Source organism: Paraburkholderia monticola (genome assembly GCF_001580545.1).
In the GTDB taxonomy this organism is placed as follows: Bacteria; Pseudomonadota; Gammaproteobacteria; order Burkholderiales; family Burkholderiaceae; genus Paraburkholderia; species Paraburkholderia monticola.
This window is the reverse complement of the sequence record NZ_LRBG01000036.1, coordinates 151,775-172,034: the sequence shown is the minus strand read 5'-3', so window position 1 is coordinate 172,034 and position 20,260 is coordinate 151,775. Positions and strand designations below refer to the sequence as shown.

The 20,260-nt window shown below is 61.7% G+C and carries 17 protein-coding genes; 9 read left to right on the top strand and 8 right to left on the bottom strand.

Annotated elements, in window-relative coordinates:
* Positions 1–17: 17 nt before the first annotated feature.
* Positions 18–284, top strand: a complete 267-nt coding sequence (locus CI15_RS35640) for a hypothetical protein (protein WP_075643765.1) — start codon at positions 18–20, stop codon at positions 282–284.
* 326 nt (positions 285–610) lie between these two features.
* Complete coding sequence (locus CI15_RS23840) at positions 611–922, top strand: DUF4148 domain-containing protein (protein ID WP_062132061.1); 312 nt, start codon at positions 611–613, stop codon at positions 920–922.
* Positions 923–1,720: 798 nt separating this feature from the next.
* Here the strand turns inward: CI15_RS23840 and CI15_RS23835 are convergent.
* The 3 genes from CI15_RS23835 to mtnK all read right to left on the bottom strand — a co-directional run bounded on the left by CI15_RS23835 (position 1,721) and on the right by mtnK (position 4,853).
* Complete coding sequence (locus CI15_RS23835; protein WP_062132059.1) at positions 1,721–2,440, bottom strand: class II aldolase/adducin family protein; 720 nt, start codon at positions 2,438–2,440, stop codon at positions 1,721–1,723.
* Positions 2,437–3,513 (bottom strand): S-methyl-5-thioribose-1-phosphate isomerase, encoded by a 1,077-nt coding sequence (gene mtnA / locus CI15_RS23830; RefSeq protein WP_062132058.1) that lies wholly within the window; start codon positions 3,511–3,513, stop codon positions 2,437–2,439. Before mtnA ends, CI15_RS23835 begins: the two co-directional genes overlap by 4 nt.
* Before the next feature lie 74 nt (positions 3,514–3,587).
* Positions 3,588–4,853, bottom strand: a complete 1,266-nt coding sequence (gene mtnK / locus CI15_RS23825) for an S-methyl-5-thioribose kinase (protein ID WP_062132056.1) — start codon at positions 4,851–4,853, stop codon at positions 3,588–3,590.
* Between the two features lie 527 nt (positions 4,854–5,380).
* Here mtnK and CI15_RS23820 point away from each other — a divergent pair.
* The 6 genes from CI15_RS23820 (at position 5,381) to CI15_RS23795 (ending at position 11,373) form a co-directional block, all read left to right on the top strand.
* Entirely contained in the window at positions 5,381–6,592 is a 1,212-nt protein-coding gene (locus CI15_RS23820; RefSeq protein WP_062132054.1) for a hypothetical protein, read from the top strand.
* A 732-nt stretch (positions 6,593–7,324) separates the two neighbouring features.
* Positions 7,325–7,651, top strand: coding sequence for a DUF4148 domain-containing protein (locus CI15_RS23815; protein WP_062132052.1), 327 nt, complete (start codon positions 7,325–7,327; stop codon positions 7,649–7,651).
* A 67-nt stretch (positions 7,652–7,718) separates the two neighbouring features.
* Positions 7,719–8,099 (top strand): DUF4148 domain-containing protein, encoded by a 381-nt coding sequence (locus tag CI15_RS23810; protein ID WP_062132050.1) that lies wholly within the window; start codon positions 7,719–7,721, stop codon positions 8,097–8,099.
* 531 nt (positions 8,100–8,630) lie between these two features.
* Complete coding sequence (locus tag CI15_RS23805; protein WP_075643761.1) at positions 8,631–9,179, top strand: FecR family protein; 549 nt, start codon at positions 8,631–8,633, stop codon at positions 9,177–9,179.
* The gene (locus tag CI15_RS23800; protein WP_062132046.1) at positions 9,176–9,793 is read left to right on the top strand and encodes an OmpA family protein; all 618 of its coding nucleotides are present in this window, start codon (positions 9,176–9,178) and stop codon (positions 9,791–9,793) included. Before CI15_RS23805 ends, CI15_RS23800 begins: the two co-directional genes overlap by 4 nt.
* 38 nt (positions 9,794–9,831) lie before the next feature.
* Positions 9,832–11,373 carry a CHASE2 domain-containing protein gene (locus tag CI15_RS23795; protein ID WP_082814278.1) on the top strand — a complete coding sequence of 514 codons (1,542 nt, stop codon included), beginning with the start codon at positions 9,832–9,834 and terminating at the stop codon, positions 11,371–11,373.
* 58 nt (positions 11,374–11,431) lie between these two features.
* Here the strand turns inward: CI15_RS23795 and CI15_RS23790 are convergent, their stop codons facing one another.
* The 3 genes from CI15_RS23790 to CI15_RS23780 all read right to left on the bottom strand — a co-directional run bounded on the left by CI15_RS23790 (position 11,432) and on the right by CI15_RS23780 (position 16,000).
* Positions 11,432–11,740: a hypothetical protein gene (locus tag CI15_RS23790; RefSeq protein ID WP_062132166.1), complete on the bottom strand. Its 309-nt coding sequence runs from the start codon at positions 11,738–11,740 to the stop codon at positions 11,432–11,434.
* 264 nt (positions 11,741–12,004) lie between these two features.
* Complete coding sequence (gene rpoD, locus CI15_RS23785; protein WP_062132043.1) at positions 12,005–14,002, bottom strand: RNA polymerase sigma factor RpoD; 1,998 nt, start codon at positions 14,000–14,002, stop codon at positions 12,005–12,007.
* A 333-nt stretch (positions 14,003–14,335) separates the two neighbouring features.
* On the bottom strand, positions 14,336–16,000 hold the full coding sequence (locus CI15_RS23780; RefSeq protein WP_062132040.1) for an alpha-amylase family protein: 1,665 nt from the start codon (positions 15,998–16,000) through the stop codon (positions 14,336–14,338).
* Between the two features lie 48 nt (positions 16,001–16,048).
* Here CI15_RS23780 and CI15_RS23775 point away from each other — a divergent pair, with 48 nt between their 5' ends.
* Positions 16,049–17,683: an alpha-amylase family glycosyl hydrolase gene (locus CI15_RS23775; RefSeq protein WP_062132037.1), complete on the top strand. Its 1,635-nt coding sequence runs from the start codon at positions 16,049–16,051 to the stop codon at positions 17,681–17,683.
* A gap of 218 nt (positions 17,684–17,901) precedes the next feature.
* Here the strand turns inward: CI15_RS23775 and CI15_RS23770 are convergent, their stop codons facing one another.
* Positions 17,902–18,543 (bottom strand): cysteine hydrolase family protein, encoded by a 642-nt coding sequence (locus CI15_RS23770; RefSeq protein ID WP_062132034.1) that lies wholly within the window; start codon positions 18,541–18,543, stop codon positions 17,902–17,904.
* A gap of 234 nt (positions 18,544–18,777) precedes the next feature.
* Entirely contained in the window at positions 18,778–20,073 is a 1,296-nt protein-coding gene (locus CI15_RS23765) for an NAD(P)-binding domain-containing protein (protein ID WP_062132031.1), read from the bottom strand.
* Positions 20,074–20,260: the final 187 nt, after the last annotated feature.

The following is a 20,260-nucleotide window of genomic DNA, read 5'->3' as shown; positions in this document are numbered from 1 at the left end:
TTGGAGGTCCGAACACCATGGCTCAATATCGTTCAGTAGGTGGCCTTTTCACTTTGGAGCCAGAGCAAACGGTCACCTGGACCACAACAATCGGCAGCGGGCTCGACGGAGGTGTCGTTGTTCAAGCTCCAAACATCATCGACGATGTGATCGGCAGCGACGTGCTTGTGATCGTCAATCAGGGGGTGATCGCGACCAATAACGGTCTGAATTATACGATTACGATCACCAATCCCGGTCCACGTCCCGTTCCGCATAATTTGAATGTCCAGGATTGGTTCTGAAATGTCGAAAATCACGGTCATCAGCCAAAAAGGCAGATTGGTAGGAACCTGGATACCGCCGCAGAGCCCCATATCTGGGCTGTCGGTTTCAGCCCCCGTAGCGGGACCCGATCAGACTCTTCACGAACTCGATATAGACGACCCGGAGTCCTTCGTGCAGCGGAAAGCTCTCATTGAGTTGCATAGGTTGGTCAGACAGCGCTTGGGGCTCAAATAGATCGGCACCACAGGCATGAGTCGAAGGCGAGCATTTTCCGCCCATAAGCAGCAGCAAAGGTGCGCAATACGAGTTGGTTCACGGCGCGACGCAGGGAAGGAGAGGCACTATGAGAAATCGGCCTGGAATACGGTCAACACTTCCCGCTCTGGTTATTTTGCTCACCGGCTGTGTCGCTGGCGACATGCCGTATGCCGGGCCTCACCTCACCCCGACGGAGTGCCGCGACCTGGCTTCGCTCAAGACAAATGCGCCTCCTACGATGGCGCAGCACCAAAGCGAGCTCGCTGCTTTGAGGAAAGCGGGCTACAACCCGTCACCGTGGTTTGACGATCCGTATTACCCGGATGATCTACAAGCGGCACAGCGCGTGGTCGACTATTGGCTCCAAACGGAGTGCCAGCACCTTCAACCCGGCTAAGATGGAAAGATCGAGGACTGACTCGGGTGTCAACGCGCGGCCAGGACCGGTCAGTCGACAGCGTGTTGAAGATCGTCGACAATTCCGTGGCGCGAACAAACGGCTAGGAGATCGACGATGACAATCTTTTGGACCTTGAAAAGTATCCCTGAGCTAGCCAATCTTCCCGCTAGCGATAGACGCGTTTACTGGCGACGCGCCTATCGTCGTACCTGGCGCCATTGGCAAACATGGGCCGGTCTTTTCGCCTGCGCCATATGCGCTGGAGTGGGTGGAGGACTTGGTGCATTTTCCGCCCACCCGATCGTTGGAGCGATTATCGGAGGCGGCGTTGGCGGTTTCGTGTTTGGACAAGCTACGGTACTTGTCGCCCGCTCACATTACAAAGCTGTACTGCTAGGCCTCGAAAGTTGAGCAACACCGGAGCTGGTCTGATGCGATAGCTCTACCACCTGAAATCGTTGGCAATCCACACAGAAGCTCCTATTCGGGCGTCCGCTTGCCGCAGGAGTGAGTGTCCCGTGTGGGTCGAAAGTGCGCATCCGCAGAAAGCGAGCGCGGCATTCGCGGTTACAGAGTTTCGAATGACAGAAGAGCGACCGGAACCTGCCTTCCGATCGACGAGTGTCGAATGTCCACAATGGCCGAAAAGCACCACCAGGGAATCGGGCAGTTTTCAGTTGCGGACCAGCCATTCGAGCGACGGCATCCTGGAATACACGAGCGGCAGCGACTGGCGCGATGAAACTCATGTGGGCTGCGCCACTATGGTCCGCCGTGTTGACACCGCCCCGCGAATCACTTGCGCGGTCCATAGCCCTTGAACTTCTCGATAACCTCATCCATCTGCGCATCCGAGAGCAGCGGCGGCTCACCAAGCTGGCACGCGAGCAGGTATTGTTTCGCCAGCACCTCGACTTCGTTCGCCAGCCACAAGGCCCGCGCGAGATCGCGCCCAAGTGCAATCACACCGTGATGCGCGAGCAGACACGCGAGGCGGTCGCGCAGCGCTTCGAGCGCATGATCGGAGAGCGCCTGGCTGCCGAAGGTCGCATACTGCGCGCAGCGAATCGAATTACCGCCCGCCGCGGCCACCATATAGTGATGCGCAGGAATGCCGCGGCCGTGGATCGCGAGCGCCGTCGCCGCATTCGAATGCGTATGGACGACCGCGTCCACATCGGCCCGCGCGCGCAGGATGTCACGATGAAAGCGCCACTCCGAAGACGGACGGTCTGCCTCGAAGAGCGGATCGTCTTCGCGCACATCGAGCGGCATCCAGACGATACGATCACGCGTGAGCGCCGCGCACGGCACGCCGCTCGGCGTGATCAGGAGCCCGTCACGACAGCGCACACTGACGTTGCCCGAGGTCCCCTGATTGATGCCGAGGCGCTCCATCTCGAGAGCGGTATCGACGATCTGCTGACGCAATTCGGCTTCGGCCCGAGCGACGCGCGCACGCGCCGCCGCTTCGCCCACACGACGCTGGCCGCCTCCCTCGTTCGTGTCGCTCATACGGCCTCTCCCTTCGCGAAGAGCGCCGCCAGATTGGCTTCGAACGGCGCGCGCACGATGCCCAGCTCCGTCACGATCCCAGTGACGAGCGCATGCGGCGTGACGTCGAACGCCGGATTGCGGACCTGGATGCCCTCCGGCGCGATACGCCGGCCCGCGAACTGCGCCACTTCGTCGGCGCCGCGCTCTTCGATCACGATGTCCACGCCGCACGCCGTGCGCAGATCCAGCGTGGACGAAGGACAAGCCACGTAGAACGGAATGCCGAAATGCTTCGCCGCGATCGCCACGCCGAGCGTGCCGATCTTGTTGGCGACGTCGCCGTTCGCAGCCACGCGGTCGGTGCCGACGATCACGAGATCGATGAGCCCCTGCGCCATCAGCGTTGGCGCCATGCTGTCGGTGATCAGTGTGACGTCGAGCCCGGCCTGCTGCAGCTCGTACGCGGTGAGCCGCGCGCCTTGCAGGAGCGGGCGCGTCTCGTCCGCATAGACGCGAAAGGATTCGCCGTCGCGATGCGCGCAATATAGCGGCGCGGTCGCGGTGCCGATCCCCGTCGTCGCGAGCGCGCCGGCATTGCAATGCGTGAGTACACCGCTGCCGGGAGCAATCAGCGCACGTCCGTGTTCGCCGATCCGCGCGCACAGTTCGACATCCTCACGATGAATGCGCATTGCCTCGGCAACGAGCGCATCGTAGATTGCCGCGCCCGTCTGGGCCGCAATGCCACGCGCGTGCGAGAGCATCCGCTCGAGCGCCCAATGCAAATTCACGGCTGTCGGTCGCGCGCTGTCCAGATAGGCGGCGTGATGTTCGAGCCGCGCGAGGAACGCTTCGCGCGATGCCTGCCGCTCGTGCTTCATCGCCACGCACAGACCGTACGCCGCCGCAACGCCGATTGCGGGCGCGCCGCGTACGCGCAACTCATGTATCGCTCGCCACACCGCCTCGACACTGTCGGCCGTCTCGACGACGCACTCCCGAGGCAGACGCGTCTGGTCGAGTAGATAAAGGGTGTCGTCGCGCCATTCGATGGTGGGTGGCAGACTCGAATTGAGTGGCTGCAAAGCCATAGGGTCTCCGTCGATTCCGGTAAGCCGGACCACGCCGCGTGGGCGGCGGATTGCCTCATGTTACGCGGGCTCGCTCAGACGTCCACCGTCTGAGCGAGCACCTGCGCGGCCAGCGCGGTGACCGCCTCTACCGATGCCAGTTCGCGCCGCTGCACGAGGAGCGCTTCGGCGAGGCGCAGGCAGCGCACTTCCACGCGTGCGCGCACCGCTTCGTCCTTGATACTGGTGATCTCCGCGACCTTCGCCATGCCGACGATGCGTCGGATCATCTTGCAGCCCGCGAAGCCTAGCGTATCCGCGAGAAGCCGTCGCATGAATTCTTCGCGGAACGACTCGGCTGCGCGCGCCTCCGCGGGTCCGCCGATCCAGGCACGGCCCGCCTCGCGCTCATGCATGCGCCAGAGCTGCGCAAACTTCTGCGCAAAGCCGTTCCACACCGCTTCGACCTGCTCGAGCAGCCAGCGCTGAAACGCGAGCGGCTCACGGCCGGCGATGCAGTCGTGCCAATCACGCGCATAGTACGCGAGCAGCAGGTTCGCAATGAACGCGCCAATGTCGAAGCCCATTGGCCCGTAGAACGCGAACTCGGGGTCGATCACGTACGTCTCGTGCTCGTTCACCATGATCGAGCCCGTATGCAGGTCCCCGTGCACGAGCGTCTCCGCATGGTTCATGAACGCCCACTTCATCTCGCCCGCCGCGCGGCGCAGCGGCTCGTGCGTGCGCAGCCGCTCGATGGCGACCGCAGGCAACGCAGGACTGTACACGTTCGATGCATGGTCTTCGAACGGATACGTGAAGACAAGATCCTCTGTAATCTTGCACAACGCTGTGTTGATGCTGCCACTTGCCTCCGCCTTCTTCGCCTCGGGCGAGAGATACAAGTCAGAGCCGTGAAAGAGCGTGCGCGCGAGAAAGGTGGAGATGTGATCGGCAAGGTGCGGATAGACGATGCCCTCGGTCAGGCCTTGGCGCAACACACGATGTGAGGCAAGCCGCTGCATCACGATGAGGTACTTCTCACTGTCGGCGTGATAGACGGTCGGCACATGCTGCGGGCACAGCGCGCCGAAGCGGCGCAACGCAGCCACTTCGCGCTCCATGCGCTCGCGCGGCAAGGGCCAGGCTTCGCCCACGAGCCGCAGGTACGGCGGCGCCTGCTTGACGACCACGCTGCACCGCGGGTCGCGCGTGCTGCTCACGAAATAGACGTAGTTCAGGTTGCCGTCGCCCACTTCGACGACTTGCAATTCGCTGTCGTCGCCGAGCCGTGCATTGACGGCCGGAATACCCCTCAGGTATGCCGCCAGGTCGGAAGAGCTGAAAGCCTCAAATTGCATAGTTTTCCTCTCCGGACAGTGGTGCGCGGGGCCGTCTAACGTCGTTCGCGTACGAGATCGAACTTGCAGATGCTGGCGCAGTGGTCAGCGCGGTCTGACTGACGACAGCGCACTTGCCATGCAGGCGTGTGAGCAAGCCGTGGGGGATCATACGCTCAGGTGCATGGTTGCCTTTGGTGGCTGCGTCGAGCGTCAATTTACATCAGCCGTCCGATGTTATTGTCTCGTGGATTTCCCTTGGTCATGGTGCGCCCTGCTCCACGCACGCAGAGCAGGCCACCGGTCTTCCTTGCCCAGCTCTGGACTCGGCTGCCTTGACGTTGAACAGTTACACGCGTTCTGGATTATTCCTTCGAAGACGATACTGCCCCCACCCTCCGCGCAAACCTGCCTTCGCTGGTCGGATCCGCTTCCGCAGTTGGAAAAACTGCCTGACGGGGTCGTCTAACCTATACCGTCACTCCGAAGGCGCTTACATTCTGAGCGTCCCTCGCGAATGACTAGCGTCGAAAAAGACGGAGGCAATCATGCCCATGATCGCGGTTGTCCCCGGATGGCTGGTGCGGCGTTCAGGCGAGAAGCGGGCCGCCGAGACGTTGAACCGGCTGGGTAAGTCGCAGCATGTCGCCGACCTTCGGCTGATCACCTGGGCGACAGTCTATGTGTCCGGTCTCGGGAGCCTCCTGGCGATTATTTTCTCTTACTGGCACACCATTTCCGACAACTGGAAAGTAGTGGCTGGGGCGAAGAATCTCTGGCCATGGATACGCTTGTTTGGCGACTCGCTATTCGCTGTCTCGAGCCTGATCGGTCCTGTCATCGCACTTGCGTGCGGCGTGACCGCGTGGGCATATCAATCGGGCAGTGCGCGCATAGGCATCGTCGATCTGTTCGCCTGTGAGATCGGCACCATCTGCCGCGTCTTTGCGATAACAGACGTCGCAAGACGATATGTGGAGGCATTCAATGTCGACCTTCACGGGCCGCCTGATCCGCAGATGGTCGAGCGGATCCGGCACGCGTTCAGTCATTTCGATGCGACCGAGGACTACACGCCCGTGTTCGATCACAACGCGGCGGATCTTCGCGTCCTTGAGGTCAGGGTCGTGACGAACGTGACAGCTTTCTATACCTACTTCAAGGCGATGAGAGACACCCTGAGAATCATGACCAGGATAGACGCTCCATTGACCGGCGGCAGCCCCGATGACCCTTGGCACGAAGCCTTGAAAAGCGTCGTCTATATGATGTTCCTCACCCTTGAAAGCGCGCGCAAGGCAATCCGCGATCTCATCGAGTTCGACCCCAATCAGGTCGAAAGCATCATCAACGTCCTCATCAATGAGCTTACCGCTTACCACTTCCTGATGATCCAGTTTGGCTTGCAATCCGAGGCGGCCGACCAGGACTTTCGCTATGCGCGCCTGCGCCTGAGGCTTCAGTCTTACCGGGAGATCGTTGGGGACGTGTATTGGCGAGCGATGGACGGCAAGCAGTACTTTTACGAGCGCAGCAAAAGCCGTAACGGCAGCCTCCAACTTCTTTCCGATAATCCAGAGCGGAGTTACGGGCCCGGGGACTTCGATCTCGACATGGCGCGACAATGGGCCAAGGCTGCGGAGACTGCCCACGAGCTCGAAAAGCGGTACCAGCTCGTCTTTCCGAGAGAAAGCATCCAGCGTCCGACTGACCTGCCCGCGCCTGGCAAAGAGGCGGCAAGGGGGTCATTGATACTCTAGTTGTTGCTTTAATACCTTCCCCCACGTACTTCTTTGGCAATGCCCAACACAACGACCTTGCCAATCGCGATGCTGGCGAGGTCGAGCGGCGACATCCGAAATCAACCTCTCACATCCGACTCCGATGAACGAAGCGGGACACGCGCCGGGCGGGGGGCAACGTGGCGCCCGTTATTCTCGCAAGTCTGCCGATGCGCCGGCGTAACCGTCCAAACACGCTGCCCGCCGATGACCGACGCGGGGCGCCGTCATCCTGATGTGACGCCGATACCCGTAGCGACTCGGCGAACCGCTGTAACGCCGATACCGAACCGCATACGCTGCGGTATTCCTCGCGGCCAATCCTGCCATCGAGGATAACGGTCAATCCCGACGCACGGGCCATGTCGATGATGTCCATTTCGATCTCCCATTTCCGATGCCATGCCTGTAATACCGCGAGCATGCGCCGGTTATTCCCTGCCCCGTCGGCGTGCAGGTGAAGGCTTTTCCCGCGCCGGGCCCATGCCCGCGTGACGCGGTCACCTGGACATCAAGTTTTTCCAAATTCCTGGCGGCTTCGGGAATAAGCGGCGCACACCCGTGGTTTACCGTGGTGTGAGCGCACTGATGATGACCGCCGCGTTTCGGTCCCCTCACGTCGAGCAGAGCACGGTGGCTTTGTGCCGATCATGATGCAGAACGAGCAAACGCCCAACACTTATATCGGAGTCCCAAGTGAACAAACGAACCATGATTTTCGCCCTGATGCTCGTCGCCGGAGCGGGCAGCGCGATGAACGCGCAGGCTCAGGAAAAAACCCGGGCACAGGTGCGGCAGGAGTTGATCGAAGCCGAACACAACGGTCTGAACTTCGTGAGTGAGACGTCGTACCCCGACGTTGCGCCGATCTTTCAACAGCAGGTCGCACGACTCAAGCAGCAAAACAGCGACGGTGGGATGGGAACTGCGGCGACAGGCACGAGCGATGCCGGCCACGTCAAACGGAACATGCCTTCTTCGGGTCCGTCGGCCTGCGTTGGACCCGTCAGTTTCTGCAATATCTACTCCGGCTCCTGAGCCACACCTCAACGTGCTTCACTCGTTTCCCGGCAACCCGGGTCCCCTGTTGGAAGGAGTCAAGATCATGAAAAAGCTCGCCCTGCTGGCGTTGACGCTCAGTGCGCTCGTCGGTTCCACAGCAACATTTGCGCAGTCCGCGTCCGTCCCGCTGACCCGAGCGCAGGTCCGCGCCGACCTCATCCGGCTCGAACAGGCCGGATACAATCCGGCGACCGTCAACGACGTGAACTATCCTGCCGATATCCAGGCTGCGGAGGCGAAAATAGCCGCTGAGGACGCAGAGCAACAAGCCGCCACGCCTCCCCAGCCAAACACGGACAGTGGCCTGGGCACTGAAATGAAAGGCGCGACCGAGGCCGGCCACAAAACACCAAAGATCGCTCCGGCGGATCCTTCGACCTGCGTCGGACCTGTCAGCTTCTGCAATCCCTATTCCGGCTCGTGAACCACACGCCACCGTGCTTCGCTCGTTCAGTCTCGACTTTTCGGGCCTTGCGCGCGTCGGCGATCCGCCCACCTCTCGCCCCGAACACATCCGGCCCGATCGGCGACCGACACCCACCGCACCGGCGTTCCGAATCGGTCGTTAGCGTCAAGCCGATCGGACCGCCGCTGCTTCATCGGACGCGGGGACATCTCACAACAGAAACGCTCGTTTCGAAGTGTTCCGCAACAAACGCGTGCGGCGCTCCGCGATTTGCGTTCTAGCCACACAGGCTCACTGTGCTGATATCCGGCGCGCACTGGAAGTGCTGGCCATGATATGCGGGGAACCGCACAGAGCGATCCGCGCCGGGCATCCTATTCTGCTCGCTGCCGCACCAACGAAGCCCGGGTTTCAAAGGCCGCAGTTTGCGCAGACCCAACACCTGTCCCAAGCCGCGAGCAGTCGGTCAATATCGGTCACAGTCCCACGTCGACATCGGCTAGCCGCGCTGCCGCGTGGAATTAGCGTTTTCGCCAGCAGGTGCCACCGATGCGTGCCCCATCCATCACCCGTGTCGTGACTTTTGCGTGCGGCCTGGCGGCCCCTGCCGTCATCGCCTTTAGCGCTCTCACCGCCACTGCCACGCTCGCCGCCGACCCGGCCGCCTCCGATTCCACGTCGGCGACCGCGCCGGCCGTCGCCTCCGATGTCGCCGGCGTCGTCAAGACCGTCAAGGGAACGGTGCGGATCGAGCGATCGGGCGGGAATGCGTCGGCGGTCATCGGCAGCGACGTGTACAGCCGCGACCGCGTCGTGACCGGCCCGGAATCGTCGGTCGGCATCACGCTGCGCGACACCACCCAGCTTTCGGCCGGCGCCAACACCACGCTCGAACTCGACCGGTTCGCCTTCGACAGCACGACCTATGGCGGCGAGCTCCATGCGAGCGTCAAACGCGGATCGCTCGCCGTGATCTCCGGCAAGCTGGCCAAGGCGAATCCCGACTCGGTTCGCTTCAGCACGCCGACCACCACGTTGGGCGTGCGCGGCACGCAGTTCATCATCGAAGTAGGCGACCAAGGGGAGACGACGCATTGAAAGCCGCGATCCGACGTGGGCGCGTCGCGCCAGCGGCGACGCTCGTCGTGCTGGGATGGCTGGCCGGGTGCAGTACGCCGCCGGACAAGATCATCCTGTTACCCGATCCCGACGGCAAGGTCGGCGCGGTCGTGGTTCATAGCGCGAGCGGCGAGCGCACCATCGACAAGGCTTACGCCGGCGTCGACGTCGCGCAGAGCGGCAAGATCGAAACGACGATGGACAGCCAGCAGGATGTGGAAACGCGCTATAGCGATCTGCTCGCGGCGCGCCCGCCTCGCCCGATGACCTTCACGCTGTTCTTCCTGTTCGACTCCGCGACCGAGCTGGCGCCGGAGTCGCCCGCCACGGTCCAGAAGATGAAAGCGGTGCTGGCGACCTGGCCCGCGCCTCAGGTCGTCGTGATCGGCCACACCGATCTGGCGGGCTCACAGGAGTTCAACGACCGGCTGTCGATGCGGCGGGCCCAAAGCGCCGTGGCATTCCTGATCAAGGAAGGCATTCCCGCGAAGCAGATCGAAACCACCTGGCGCGGCAAACGCGAGCCACTGGTCCAGACGCCAGACGGCGTGCCCAACCGCATGAACCGACGGGTCGTCATCACCATTCAATGACGCACCCCGCCCGGCACCGCTGACCGCCCTTGCCCGCCATGAAACGCCTCTACGACCTCTGGCGCGCGCGGATCGGCAACCTGGCGAGGGCGTCTCAGGGGCGGCCGCTGGCATTGACGATCCTGTTCGGCCTGAGCCTGCTGAACCTGATCAGCGAATGGCCGAGCGACATCCCGCGTCCATCGTTCGTCGATACGGTCGACGACGCGCTGCCGGATTCGTTCAAGTCGGCGCGGCAGCTGCTGTTCGATCAGTACCAGCGCCACTACCCGCGCATGCCGACCACCCAGCCGGTGATCATCGTCGAGATCGACGAGGAGACGCTCGCGAGCGTCGGCCAGTGGCCGTGGCCGCGCAACCGGCTCGCCGGTCTCGTCGACGCGATCGCGGCGCAGAAGCCGCTTGCGATCGGACTCGACATCTACATGCCGGAGCCGGATCAAACGTCTCCCGAGCGCGTCGCCGACAATCTGCCGCCCGGCACCACGACGCTCGCCGCCGCGCTGCGCGCGCTACCCACGCATGACGAGATCCTCGCGCAGTCATTGCACGCCGCGCCGACCGTCCTCGGCGCGGCCGCGCTCGATCACGCCGCGTTCGCCACCCGTACCGCGCTGCGTAGCGCGCCGGTCCTGCTGCATGGCAGCGATCCGCTCGATCGCGTGCGACGCTTCGAGTATGTGCTCGCGAGCCTGCCGGTACTGCAGGCGGCGGCGCATGGGCAAGCGCTGCTGAGCGTCGCGCTCGAACTGGGCGTGGTCCGGCACTTGCCGCTCGTCATGGGTCTCGGCGACAAACTCGTGCCGAGCCTGCCGATCGAAATGCTGCGCGTCGCGACCGGTTCGCCGGCCATCGACGTCTCTGCCGACAACGCGGGCGTGCAGGCTGTCGGCGTCGCGGATGTCCAGGTGCCCACGCAACCAGGCGGCGACATCTGGCTGCACTTCGCGTCGATCCGCTCCACGCTGGACCGCTACGTGTCAGCGCGCGACGTCCTGCAAGGCAAGGTCGATCCGCAGCGCTTTCGCGACAAACTCGTGCTGGTCGGTCTGACCGGCGCGGGCGTGACCGACATGCGCACGACGCCGCTCGGCGAACTGGTGCCGGGCATCGAGATTCAGGCTCAGGTGATCGAGACGATCTTCGAGGGACGCTTCCTGCGCCGTCCCACCTGGCTGAAATGGGTGGAGACGGGTTTCATCATGGCAGTCGGGCTGCTGATCGTCTGGTACGTGCCGCGCAAGAGCACGCGGTTCTCGACGTTCGTGAAGACCTTTCCGAAGGGCATCACGCTGGTCGGCGTGTCGCTGCACCTGCTGAATGTGCTGGGCTGCTTTTACATCTTCGTCCGCTTCGGGTTCCTCGTCGACGCCGCGGCGATTTTTATCATTCTGTCCGCCGTGATGGGGTGTTTCCTGACGCCGTCGTTGCTTCATGAGCAGAAGGCGGCCGCCGCGGAAGCTGCGCTGGCGCGGGCGGTGCCTCCGGGTCAGGGTCAGGTTCAGGTTCAGGCGCAAGGCGCGGCCAGCCCCGCGGATGAAAAGAACGAAGGCGGTGCGGGCGAGGCGCCGCGGTCATGACGCAGGGACGCGGTGCGAGGCTGATGCCAACAGATAGATCGCAAACACCTCGCGCAGTCTAAATATGCGGCAAGTCGTCAATGCATTTCTCGATGTGGCCCTCGGGGACGTCGGTGTTGATTCCGTCGTGCCCGTTGACGTGTGAGACCACAATGATTTTCGGCCCGAGAAAACGCGTGCCGCCGAGTGTGAAAACTGACCAGACAGCGTCGCCGCGGTGGATCGCGTCGACAACCTGGCCCACATCGGCGATTGAAGTTGCCGACGACCACTCACGGGTCGCCGGGTCGACCGCAGCCCAGCGCACGTGCGTGATCCTGTCGTTCGAAGGGTCCATGCGCACTGCGTCGATACCAAATGTAGCCATGATATTTACCTCCAACACCCTGGCAATGGCCATCGTAGCACGATCATCCGCGGCGTTGACCAGGGAAACGGCAGGCCACGATGGGTTCAGAAGCTGCAGCCGAAAAAAAAGCCAACACCGGATAAACGATGTTGGCCCAATACTCTTCAAACACTCGCAAAAGCCAGGGATCAGCCTGGCGGGTGACCCGGTTTTACTCCGCTGTCCTCGCGTTCTTTAATCCCTGATTTCAAAACCGTTCGAACTGCCGCCCTGCTCGATGGATCAACGGTCGAGAAACTGCCGCAGCTTGTCGGCACGGCTCGGGTGCATCAGTTTTCGCATCGCCTTGCTTTCAATCTGCCGAATCCGCTCGCGCGTCAGGTCGAACTGTTTGCCCAACTCCTCGAGCGTATGGTCCGACGTCGTATCGATCCCGAAACGCATCCGCAGCACCTTCGCCTCACGCGGCGACAGCGCGTCGAGCGCCTCATCGATCGCGGAGCGCAGGTTCGCCTGAACCGCGGCCTCCGCGGGCGATGCCGCCGTCGGATCTTCGATCAGATCGCCCAGCGTCGCGTCGGCGTCCTCGCCCACCGGCGTCTCGAGCGACACGGGTTGCCTCGCGACCTTCAGCATGCCGCGAACCTTCTCTTCAGTCAGTTCCATGCGATGCGCCAGCACGGCAGGATGCGGCTCCTGTCCGGTCTGCTGCAGGATTTCGCGTGAAATACGGTTGAGCTTGTTGATCGACTCGACCATATGCACCGGCACGCGAATCGTGCGCGCCTGATCCGCGAGCGAACGCGTGACGGCTTGCCTGACCCACCACGTTGCGTAGGTCGAAAACTTCCAGCCGCGTCGATATTCGAATTTGTCGACGGCCTTCATCAAGCCGATATTGCCTTCCTGAATCAGATCCAGAAAATGCATGCCGCGGTTCACGTACTTCTTCGCGATGGAGATCACGAGGCGCAGGTTGGCCTCGATCATTTCGCGCTTAGCCTGCCGCATTTTCGACTCGGCCGCCATCATCTGCCGGTTGATCTTCTTTAACTGTTGCAACGGCAGTACCGCGTTCGTTTCGACTTCGATCAGCTTTTGCTGTTCGGCCTGAATCGCCGGCAGACTGCGTTCGAGCGCGGCGCCGTACTTGCGCGATGCCGCGGCGCTGCGGCCGACCCACCCCAGATCGGTTTCATGTCCCGGAAACGACTCGACGAATTTCTCGCGCGGCATGCCGCACTGGTCGACGGCAATCGCCAGAATGCGCCGCTCGACCGCGCGCACCTGCGCAACCTGTTGCTGCACGTCGCCACACAGCCGATCGATGGTTCGCGCCGTGAAGCGAATGGGCGCCAGTTCGCGCTGGATCGCCTCGCACACGCGTGCGAAGTTCGCGCGGCCCTTGCCTTGCGCGCTGTCGGCACGCGGAATCTGATCGAACAACTCGCGCACTCGCGCAAATATGGCGAGGCTGTCGCTCGTGAGCTGTTTCAGCCGCGCTTCGTTTGCCTTGGCCGAATCTCCCGGTCCGATCTCGCTGTCCTCGTCGGCTTCGTCGTCGCTATCGGCGGTATTGGCGTCGGTGTCTGGTACGTCATCCAGATCGGACACTGACGGGTCGGCTGCCGCCGACTCTTCGTTCAGACCGTCCACCAATTCATCGATGCGCAGTTCACCGGCCTCGATTTGCTCGACATGCGCCAGGATCGTGGCGACCGTTGCCGGGCAGGCCGCGATCGCCTGGATCATTTCCTGAAGGCCGTCTTCGATGCGCTTGGCAATCTCAACCTCGCCGGCGCGGGTCAACAATTCGGTCGCGCCCATTTCACGCATGTACATGCGGACCGGATCGGTCGTGCGCCCGAATTCCGAATCGACCGTGGAAAGCGCCACTTCTGCTTCCTCCTCGGTCTGCTCGTCCGATACGGCTGCCGGCGCAGCGTCGCTCAGAAGCAGCGTCTCCGCGTCGGGCGCCTGTTCGTAGACCGCCACGCCCATGTCATTGAAGGTGCTGACAATGGTTTCGATGGCAGCGGTCTGCGCGAAGTTGTCCGGCAAATGGTCGTTGATTTCGGCGTGGGTCAGGTAGCCGCGCTCCTTTCCCAACTGGATGAGTGCGCGCATCTGGCGCTGCCGCTCTTCGTTCTGCGACTCCGTGGACACAGCTTCGACCGGTAGCAAAGCTGCGGTGGCCTTGCCCTTCGAGGTGCGTCGGCCCAAGGTCTTCGGCGCGAAGACCGTGTCTTGCCCTGAATCTTCCCGATCCAAAAATGCCATATCTTCTCCTGGAGTTTTGCCCGGCGATGGCGAGAGCATCGGCGCCCCACGCTGCGACCGATGAGCCACGAAAACTTACGGCTGCAGGCAGGGACGAATTGCAGGCTCGCAACGAGCAAGGAACGCAGCCCGCTTGCACGGCGGGCCGGTTGGAACAGCGCAAGAAAAACAGCGCAGGAAAACCACTGCCTAAAATTATAGCACAAATTGCTGCGTCGCACAAAGGAACGCGGTCGGGGCATCTGTCGCCGTGCACCAGCGCCGCAAGCGTCATCCGATGGTCGTTTCGCGCGACGCAAGCTTCTGGACAAGCATCCGTTCCCCCCGGCCTGACTACGCCTCGGTACGCCTGAGCAGATAATCAAGGCCGCCGATGCGATACCACCGGTATCCAAACGGCTCGAGCACCACCGCGTGGCGGCCGCCATCGGCTGCCGCGCTGTGGTCGTCGGAGAGGAGATTGATCAGCGGTTCGCCATCCAGATCCTTGCGGCCGCAGCGGAATTTGACGGTGCACGCCTCGGCGCCGAAGTTATGCAGGAACAGCACCGAATTGTTACGCCAGTCATAACGCAGCGCGAGCACGTCGTTTCGCGAGGTGCGAAGCACCTCGAAGTCACCCCAGCTAATCTCCGGCACCTCCCGGCGCATGCGAATCATCCGCTCCATCCAGTTGAGAAACGAATCTGGATCGCGCCGCTGCTTCGCGACGTTGACCCGTTCGAAGCCGTAAGCTCCGTCCGAGATCGTGGCGACGGGCGGCTTTGGATGCTTGGTGAAGCCACCTTGTGGCTCGTTCGACCATTGCATCGGCGTGCGCGCACATTCGCGCTCGGGCCGCCGCAGGTCGTCGCCCATGCCGATCTCGTCGCCGTAACGGAACACGGGCGTGCCCGGCAAACTCATCATCAGGCTATAGGCAAGCTCGAGCCGGCGTCGGTCGCCCGACAGCATTGGCGCAAGTCTGCGGCGAATGCCACGCCCATATAGCTGCATGTCGGGGTCCGGCGCGAACGCGGCAAACACGATCGCACGCTGCTCGGGCGTCAGGCGTCCCAGATCGAGTTCGTCGTGATTGCGCAGAAATACGCCCCACTGCGCACTCGGCGGTCGCGGTTTGGTCGCAAGGAGCGCCTTCTTCAATGGTGCCGTGTCGCCCGTTGCGAGCGTGTAAAACGTGTTCTGGTTGAGTTGGAAGTTGAACATCATTGGCAAGCGCTCGCCGGCGTCGCCGAAGTATTGAAGGTCGGTATCGGGCAGCACATTGGCTTCCGCCAGAATGATCGCGTCGCCCTCGCGCCACTGCAGAGATTCGCGAAAGGTCCGCAACATGTCATATTGCTCGACCGTTCTGCGTACCTTGGGGCCCTTCTTCGCGATGACAAATGGCACCGCGTCCATGCGGAATCCGGAAACTCCAAGCTGAATCCAGAAGCCCATGATCTTCAGCAATTCAGCCTGCACATGAGGATTCGAGGTGTTCAGGTCCGGTTGGAAATCATAGAAGCGATGAAAGTACCAACGTCTTGCCCGCTTGTCGAAACTCCAGGTCGACTTCTGAATACCCGGAAACGCGACGCCGCGTTCGGCATCGGGCGGTTTGTAATCTGACCATACATACCAGTCGCGATATTTCGACTCGGGATCGCTGCGTGCTTGCACGAACCAGGGGTGCTGGTCGGACGTGTGATTGACCACGAGGTCGATGATCACGCGCAAACCCCGCTGGGCACACGCGTGGGTGAATTCGGCGAAGTCACCGAGCGTGCCGTACTTCGAATCTACGTTGTAATAGTCGCAGACGTCGTAGCCGTGATCGCGTCCGGGCGACGGATGGAAGGGCATGAGCCAGATCGTCGTCATGCCGAGACCCTGCAGATAGTCAAGCCTGCGCATGAGACCCTGGAAGTCGCCGACGCCGTCGCCGTTGGCGTCCATGAACGTGCCTACCGAAAGGCAATAGATGATCGCGTTCTTGTACCAGAGGTCATTGAGCATAGGATCCGCATGTGACGCCAAAACAGACAATCGTGAAAAGGAACGGCGATGTCGCAGATGCCGTGGTGGCAACGCAGTGTGATCTACCAGATCTATCCCCGCTCGTTTCAGGACAGCAACGGCGACGGCGTCGGTGATCTGCCCGGTATCGGCGCGCGACTCGAATATGTTGCGACGCTGGGGATTGACGCAGTGTGGATCTCCCCGATCTATGCGTCGCCCATGGCCGATTTTGGCTACGACGTCACAGATTACTGCGGCATCGACCCGCTATTCGGCACTCTGGACGAGTTCGAGCAATTGATGGGCCAGGCCCATCGGCTTGGGCTCAAGGTGCTGCTCGACTTCGTGCCGAATCACTCGTCGAACCGGCACCCGTGGTTCGAGGCAAGCCGCTCGTCGCGGGACAGTCCGCAACGGGACTGGTATCTGTGGCGCGATCCCGCGCCCGATGGCGGACCGCCGAACAACTGGTTAAGCCGTATGGGCGGCTCGGCGTGGGAGTGGGACCCGTTGACGGGGCAGTACTACTATCACGCGTTTCTGCCCGAACAGCCCGACCTGAACTGGAGGAACCCCCAAGTTCGCCGCGCGATGGATGTTGCTCTGCGCTTCTGGCTGGATCGCGGCGTCGACGGATTTCGCGTCGACGTGCTGTGGCTGTTGATCAAGGACGCGCAATACCGCGACAACCCTGCGAATCCCAACTATGTGGTGGGCGAGCCGGCCCATCATCGGCTATTGCAAAGTTACACGGAAGACCAGCCGGAAGTGCATGACATCGTCCGTTCGATGCGGGCCACACTGAACGAATATGGTGATCGCGTGCTGATCGGCGAGATTTACCTGCCTGTTCCGCAATTGCTCAAATATTACGGCGCGCACGGCGACGGCGCGGACATGCCGTTCAATTTTCAGTTGCTCAATGCTAGATGGAACGCTGCCGGAATCGCCAACATGATCCGGGACTACGACAACGCCCTGCCCGAGCACGCCTGGCCGAACTGGGTGCTCGGAAACCACGACAATTCCCGCATCGCCTCGCGCGTGGGCATGGCACAGGCGTGTGTGGCCGCTGTACTTCTGCTGACACTCAGAGGAACGCCGACGCTTTACTACGGCGATGAAATCGGCATGACGGATGGCGATATCGCACCAGACCAAATTCAGGATCCTGCCGAGGTTCGGCAACCCGGCATTGGTCAGGGGCGAGATCCCGAGCGCACGCCAATGCAATGGGACAGTTCGCTGCCAAATGCAGGCTTTACGGACGGCAGACCCTGGTTGCCGATTGCTACGACGACGAGCGTGCGCGACCAGGAGGGCGACCCGTCGAGCATGTTGACGCTCTATCGCCGGCTGCTGAGCTTGCGGCGCAGCAACACCGCGCTAATGTGCGGCGCAATAGAGAACATCGCCGCCTACGGCGACGTGCTGACTTATGAACGGCGATATCGCAATCAACGACTCTTCGTCGCGTTGAACATGGGCGCCAAAGATGCGACCGTGCAGTCGCCTTCCGGCTCCGTGTTGCTCTCGACGGTGATCTCGCGCACCGGTGAAGCCTTTGTCGATGGCGACAATCAGGTTGCCGCCGGCGAGGGTGTCATCGTGATTGTTCGTCCCCCAACCTCGACTCCTATGAGGAACGATCGCGACTCCGTGCGTGCGTCGCGCCCGTGATAACGCCGATGCCCACCAGAATGACCGCGGCGATCAAGACGTAGTGTTGGGCCACGTGCATGCTGATAAGAGCCCACGCAACGCCCCCAACGAAGATCAGCCAACCGATCAGATAAATGGCCAATGTCATCATGTCCTCCCCTTCGCTGTCAGGTCTGGACAGGACGCAAAATACGTGCCGCGATGGGTACGGACGACGTTCGTCGATCTCAAGGCCCTCAGACTGACAGTGTTGCGAGGATCTCGTCGGTCGAGACGATGGCGTTTGCGTAAGACGGCATGTTGTACTGGAGCGTGGCGTCCATCTCGGCGTGACCGAAGCTGCCGATCGCGTCTTTCACCAGCGTGACTTCGTAACCGAGTTCGGCGGCAAAGCGCACGGTGGACTCGATACACGTGTTGGCCCGCATCCCGATCACGATGACCTTGCGCACGCCGTGCTTCTTCAGTTGCAGGTCGAGATCCGTATTCGCGAATCCGCTCGAGAGCCAATGTTCCTGGGCCACGACCTCACCGGGGCGCGGCTCGAAACCGGGGTGAAAGCTGCCGCCCCACGTGCCGTCGGCGAAAACGCGGCTCTTGTCGGCAGCGGCCCCAATCGGCGGAATCGTCTTCCAATGACTATGCAAATCACCGTCGCGCCAGCGATGGTGGGGGGCGATAAAGACCTGCAAGCCAGCCGCGCGAGCCGCGGCGAGCACCTGCCGCATATGTTCGACGACATCATTGGCTTCGAGGGTCGAGCGGCTCAGTTCGTAGAGCTTGCCGCCCTCCGACAGGAAGTCGTTATACGGATCGACGATCAACAGCCCCGTAGATTCAGACTCATACGTCAGCCCGGACTTCGATTGGTGTGCCATATCCAACGCCCCTTCGGTTTGCCGTTCGTGTTGCTACGGTATTTGAAGTCACTGGAGAGGGACAACGGCCGTCAGGCCAGTTGCCCAGAATGCTGCGTACCGCGCGGTGTTCGGCGCCTGCCGAGAAGCGGCGGGCAAGTCGAGATCGACCTGTAAGGGCGCGGGTTTGAGAACAAATGGCAATCGAACCCATTGGGTAGCCTCCATGTCTCGGCCGACGACCACCGGTGTAGTTCAGGGGATGGGCATCGGTCGCGCCTTTGGGTGGAACATCGCGAGCCAAAGATACTTGAGGTACCAAAGCCCGACCGGGTAGTTCTGCCGGTCGTGCAGAGCCAACATCTTGACCAGATCATAATGATTAGTGAGATCCTGAACCGGCGGGTCCACAAAGACGGAGGTGCCTGCGATGTGGGACATGATCGACCTCGCCACATGGGCGTAGGCCCAGGGCGTCGAGGTATTTGTCTCGAGCACGCCGGGTGCCAGCAGAAAAAGGTTGGGGGCGTCGCTCGAGCGAAAAACGGAGTAGCAGCGAGCGGAGATCTCATTCAGCCGCCTTGCCTTTGTCAGCGAATCCAGCCCGAGATAGCCAAGTTCCATGGCGTATCCGGTTCCCCAAAGCAACAGGTCCGAACTGATCTCTTCACCGTTCGAGAGGCGAATCGTCTTGCCGTGGACGGACTGCACTTCACTGCGGTGGCGCTCGATGCTGCGGAAGCCCCGGATCATGCCTGGCCGGCCCGGAATGAGCTGGTCGCGACGGATGTCGAAGTCGCCCTCCGGCATGATCTCCGTGATTCCGGCTTTCTTGTACCTCGCCCGCAAGTCCTCGTTGATGCGACGGTTCATTGCGCTCGTGGAAAGACCAAGCATCTGGTATTTCGCCAACAGACGTATGTCGGTCCCGAGATATTTGACCTGGCGCGTCGGGCGCATCCACTTGATGGAACGATAGACCCACGCGATGCTGCTCGCCTCGTATGTGAAGCACAAGTCAAGCAGGTCGTATGCCGATGCGCCGCCGCCCACGACAGTGACGCGCTTGCCTTTCAACTCTTCCGGATTGCGCAGCTCGAACGAGTGATATTCGGTGATCGACGAATCATTCCGCTTGACCTGCGGAACGACCGGGCGATTGTGTCCCCCGGTGGCAGCGATGAGCCACCTCGATCGATACAAGGCTCCGTCTGTTGCCACTTGCCAACCGCCTTCGTAGGACTGCGCGCTCGTGACCGGTGCATTGAGGACGATTTGAGGCACGAGATCGAACCGTTCGACCCAGGCTTCGATGTTGCGCAGAATACCCGGCTGCCTTTCTTCGGACACTGGGACATTGCCGAGCGTCCAGTCTTCCTTGCGAAACTGAATGTCCTGCCACGAAGGAAGATCGCGCCACAGCCCGCCGATACGCTCACGGCGCTCCAGGAGCACGGTCTTGAGCCCAGCGTCTTTGGCGTACTTCAAGCAGATGACACCGCCGATGCCACCGCCGACGATAACCAGATCGAGATCCGAATGTGTGGTCATGGACGTGGGATATGCACAATGTCCCTCACTCTCGATCCCCGCGACCGAGTGCTGTACGGCCGCCTCCGGCCACTCGCTTTCGGAATCCCCGGATCGCGCGATGGAACATTTCATTTCGCTCAGGGAACGCCCGGCAATCGATCTACTTGCGGGTCATGAAGTGTTCCTCATACGAAATATCGGCGCT

Excerpts from the sequence above, each read along its gene's own strand:
- CI15_RS23810 (WP_062132050.1), top strand. The coding sequence starts at position 7,719 with ATGAAAAAGCTCGCCCTGCTGGCGTTGACGCTCAGTGCGCTCGTCGGT.
- CI15_RS23795 (WP_082814278.1), top strand. The coding sequence starts at position 9,832 with ATGAAACGCCTCTACGACCTCTGGCGCGCGCGGATCGGCAACCTGGCG.
- mtnA (WP_062132058.1), bottom strand. The coding sequence starts at position 3,513 with ATGGCTTTGCAGCCACTCAATTCGAGTCTGCCACCCACCATCGAATGG.
- CI15_RS23815 (WP_062132052.1), top strand. The coding sequence starts at position 7,325 with ATGATTTTCGCCCTGATGCTCGTCGCCGGAGCGGGCAGCGCGATGAAC.
- CI15_RS23835 (WP_062132059.1), bottom strand. The coding sequence starts at position 2,440 with ATGAGCGACACGAACGAGGGAGGCGGCCAGCGTCGTGTGGGCGAAGCG.
- CI15_RS35640 (WP_075643765.1), top strand. The coding sequence starts at position 18 with ATGGCTCAATATCGTTCAGTAGGTGGCCTTTTCACTTTGGAGCCAGAG.
- rpoD (WP_062132043.1), bottom strand. The coding sequence starts at position 14,002 with ATGGCATTTTTGGATCGGGAAGATTCAGGGCAAGACACGGTCTTCGCG.
- CI15_RS23765 (WP_062132031.1), bottom strand. The coding sequence starts at position 20,073 with ATGACCACACATTCGGATCTCGATCTGGTTATCGTCGGCGGTGGCATC.
- CI15_RS23770 (WP_062132034.1), bottom strand. The coding sequence starts at position 18,543 with ATGGCACACCAATCGAAGTCCGGGCTGACGTATGAGTCTGAATCTACG.
- CI15_RS23820 (WP_062132054.1), top strand. The coding sequence starts at position 5,381 with ATGCCCATGATCGCGGTTGTCCCCGGATGGCTGGTGCGGCGTTCAGGC.
- CI15_RS23790 (WP_062132166.1), bottom strand. The coding sequence starts at position 11,740 with ATGGCTACATTTGGTATCGACGCAGTGCGCATGGACCCTTCGAACGAC.
- CI15_RS23840 (WP_062132061.1), top strand. The coding sequence starts at position 611 with ATGAGAAATCGGCCTGGAATACGGTCAACACTTCCCGCTCTGGTTATT.
- CI15_RS23805 (WP_075643761.1), top strand. The coding sequence starts at position 8,631 with ATGCGTGCCCCATCCATCACCCGTGTCGTGACTTTTGCGTGCGGCCTG.
- CI15_RS23775 (WP_062132037.1), top strand. The coding sequence starts at position 16,049 with ATGTCGCAGATGCCGTGGTGGCAACGCAGTGTGATCTACCAGATCTAT.
- CI15_RS23780 (WP_062132040.1), bottom strand. The coding sequence starts at position 16,000 with ATGCTCAATGACCTCTGGTACAAGAACGCGATCATCTATTGCCTTTCG.
- mtnK (WP_062132056.1), bottom strand. The coding sequence starts at position 4,853 with ATGCAATTTGAGGCTTTCAGCTCTTCCGACCTGGCGGCATACCTGAGG.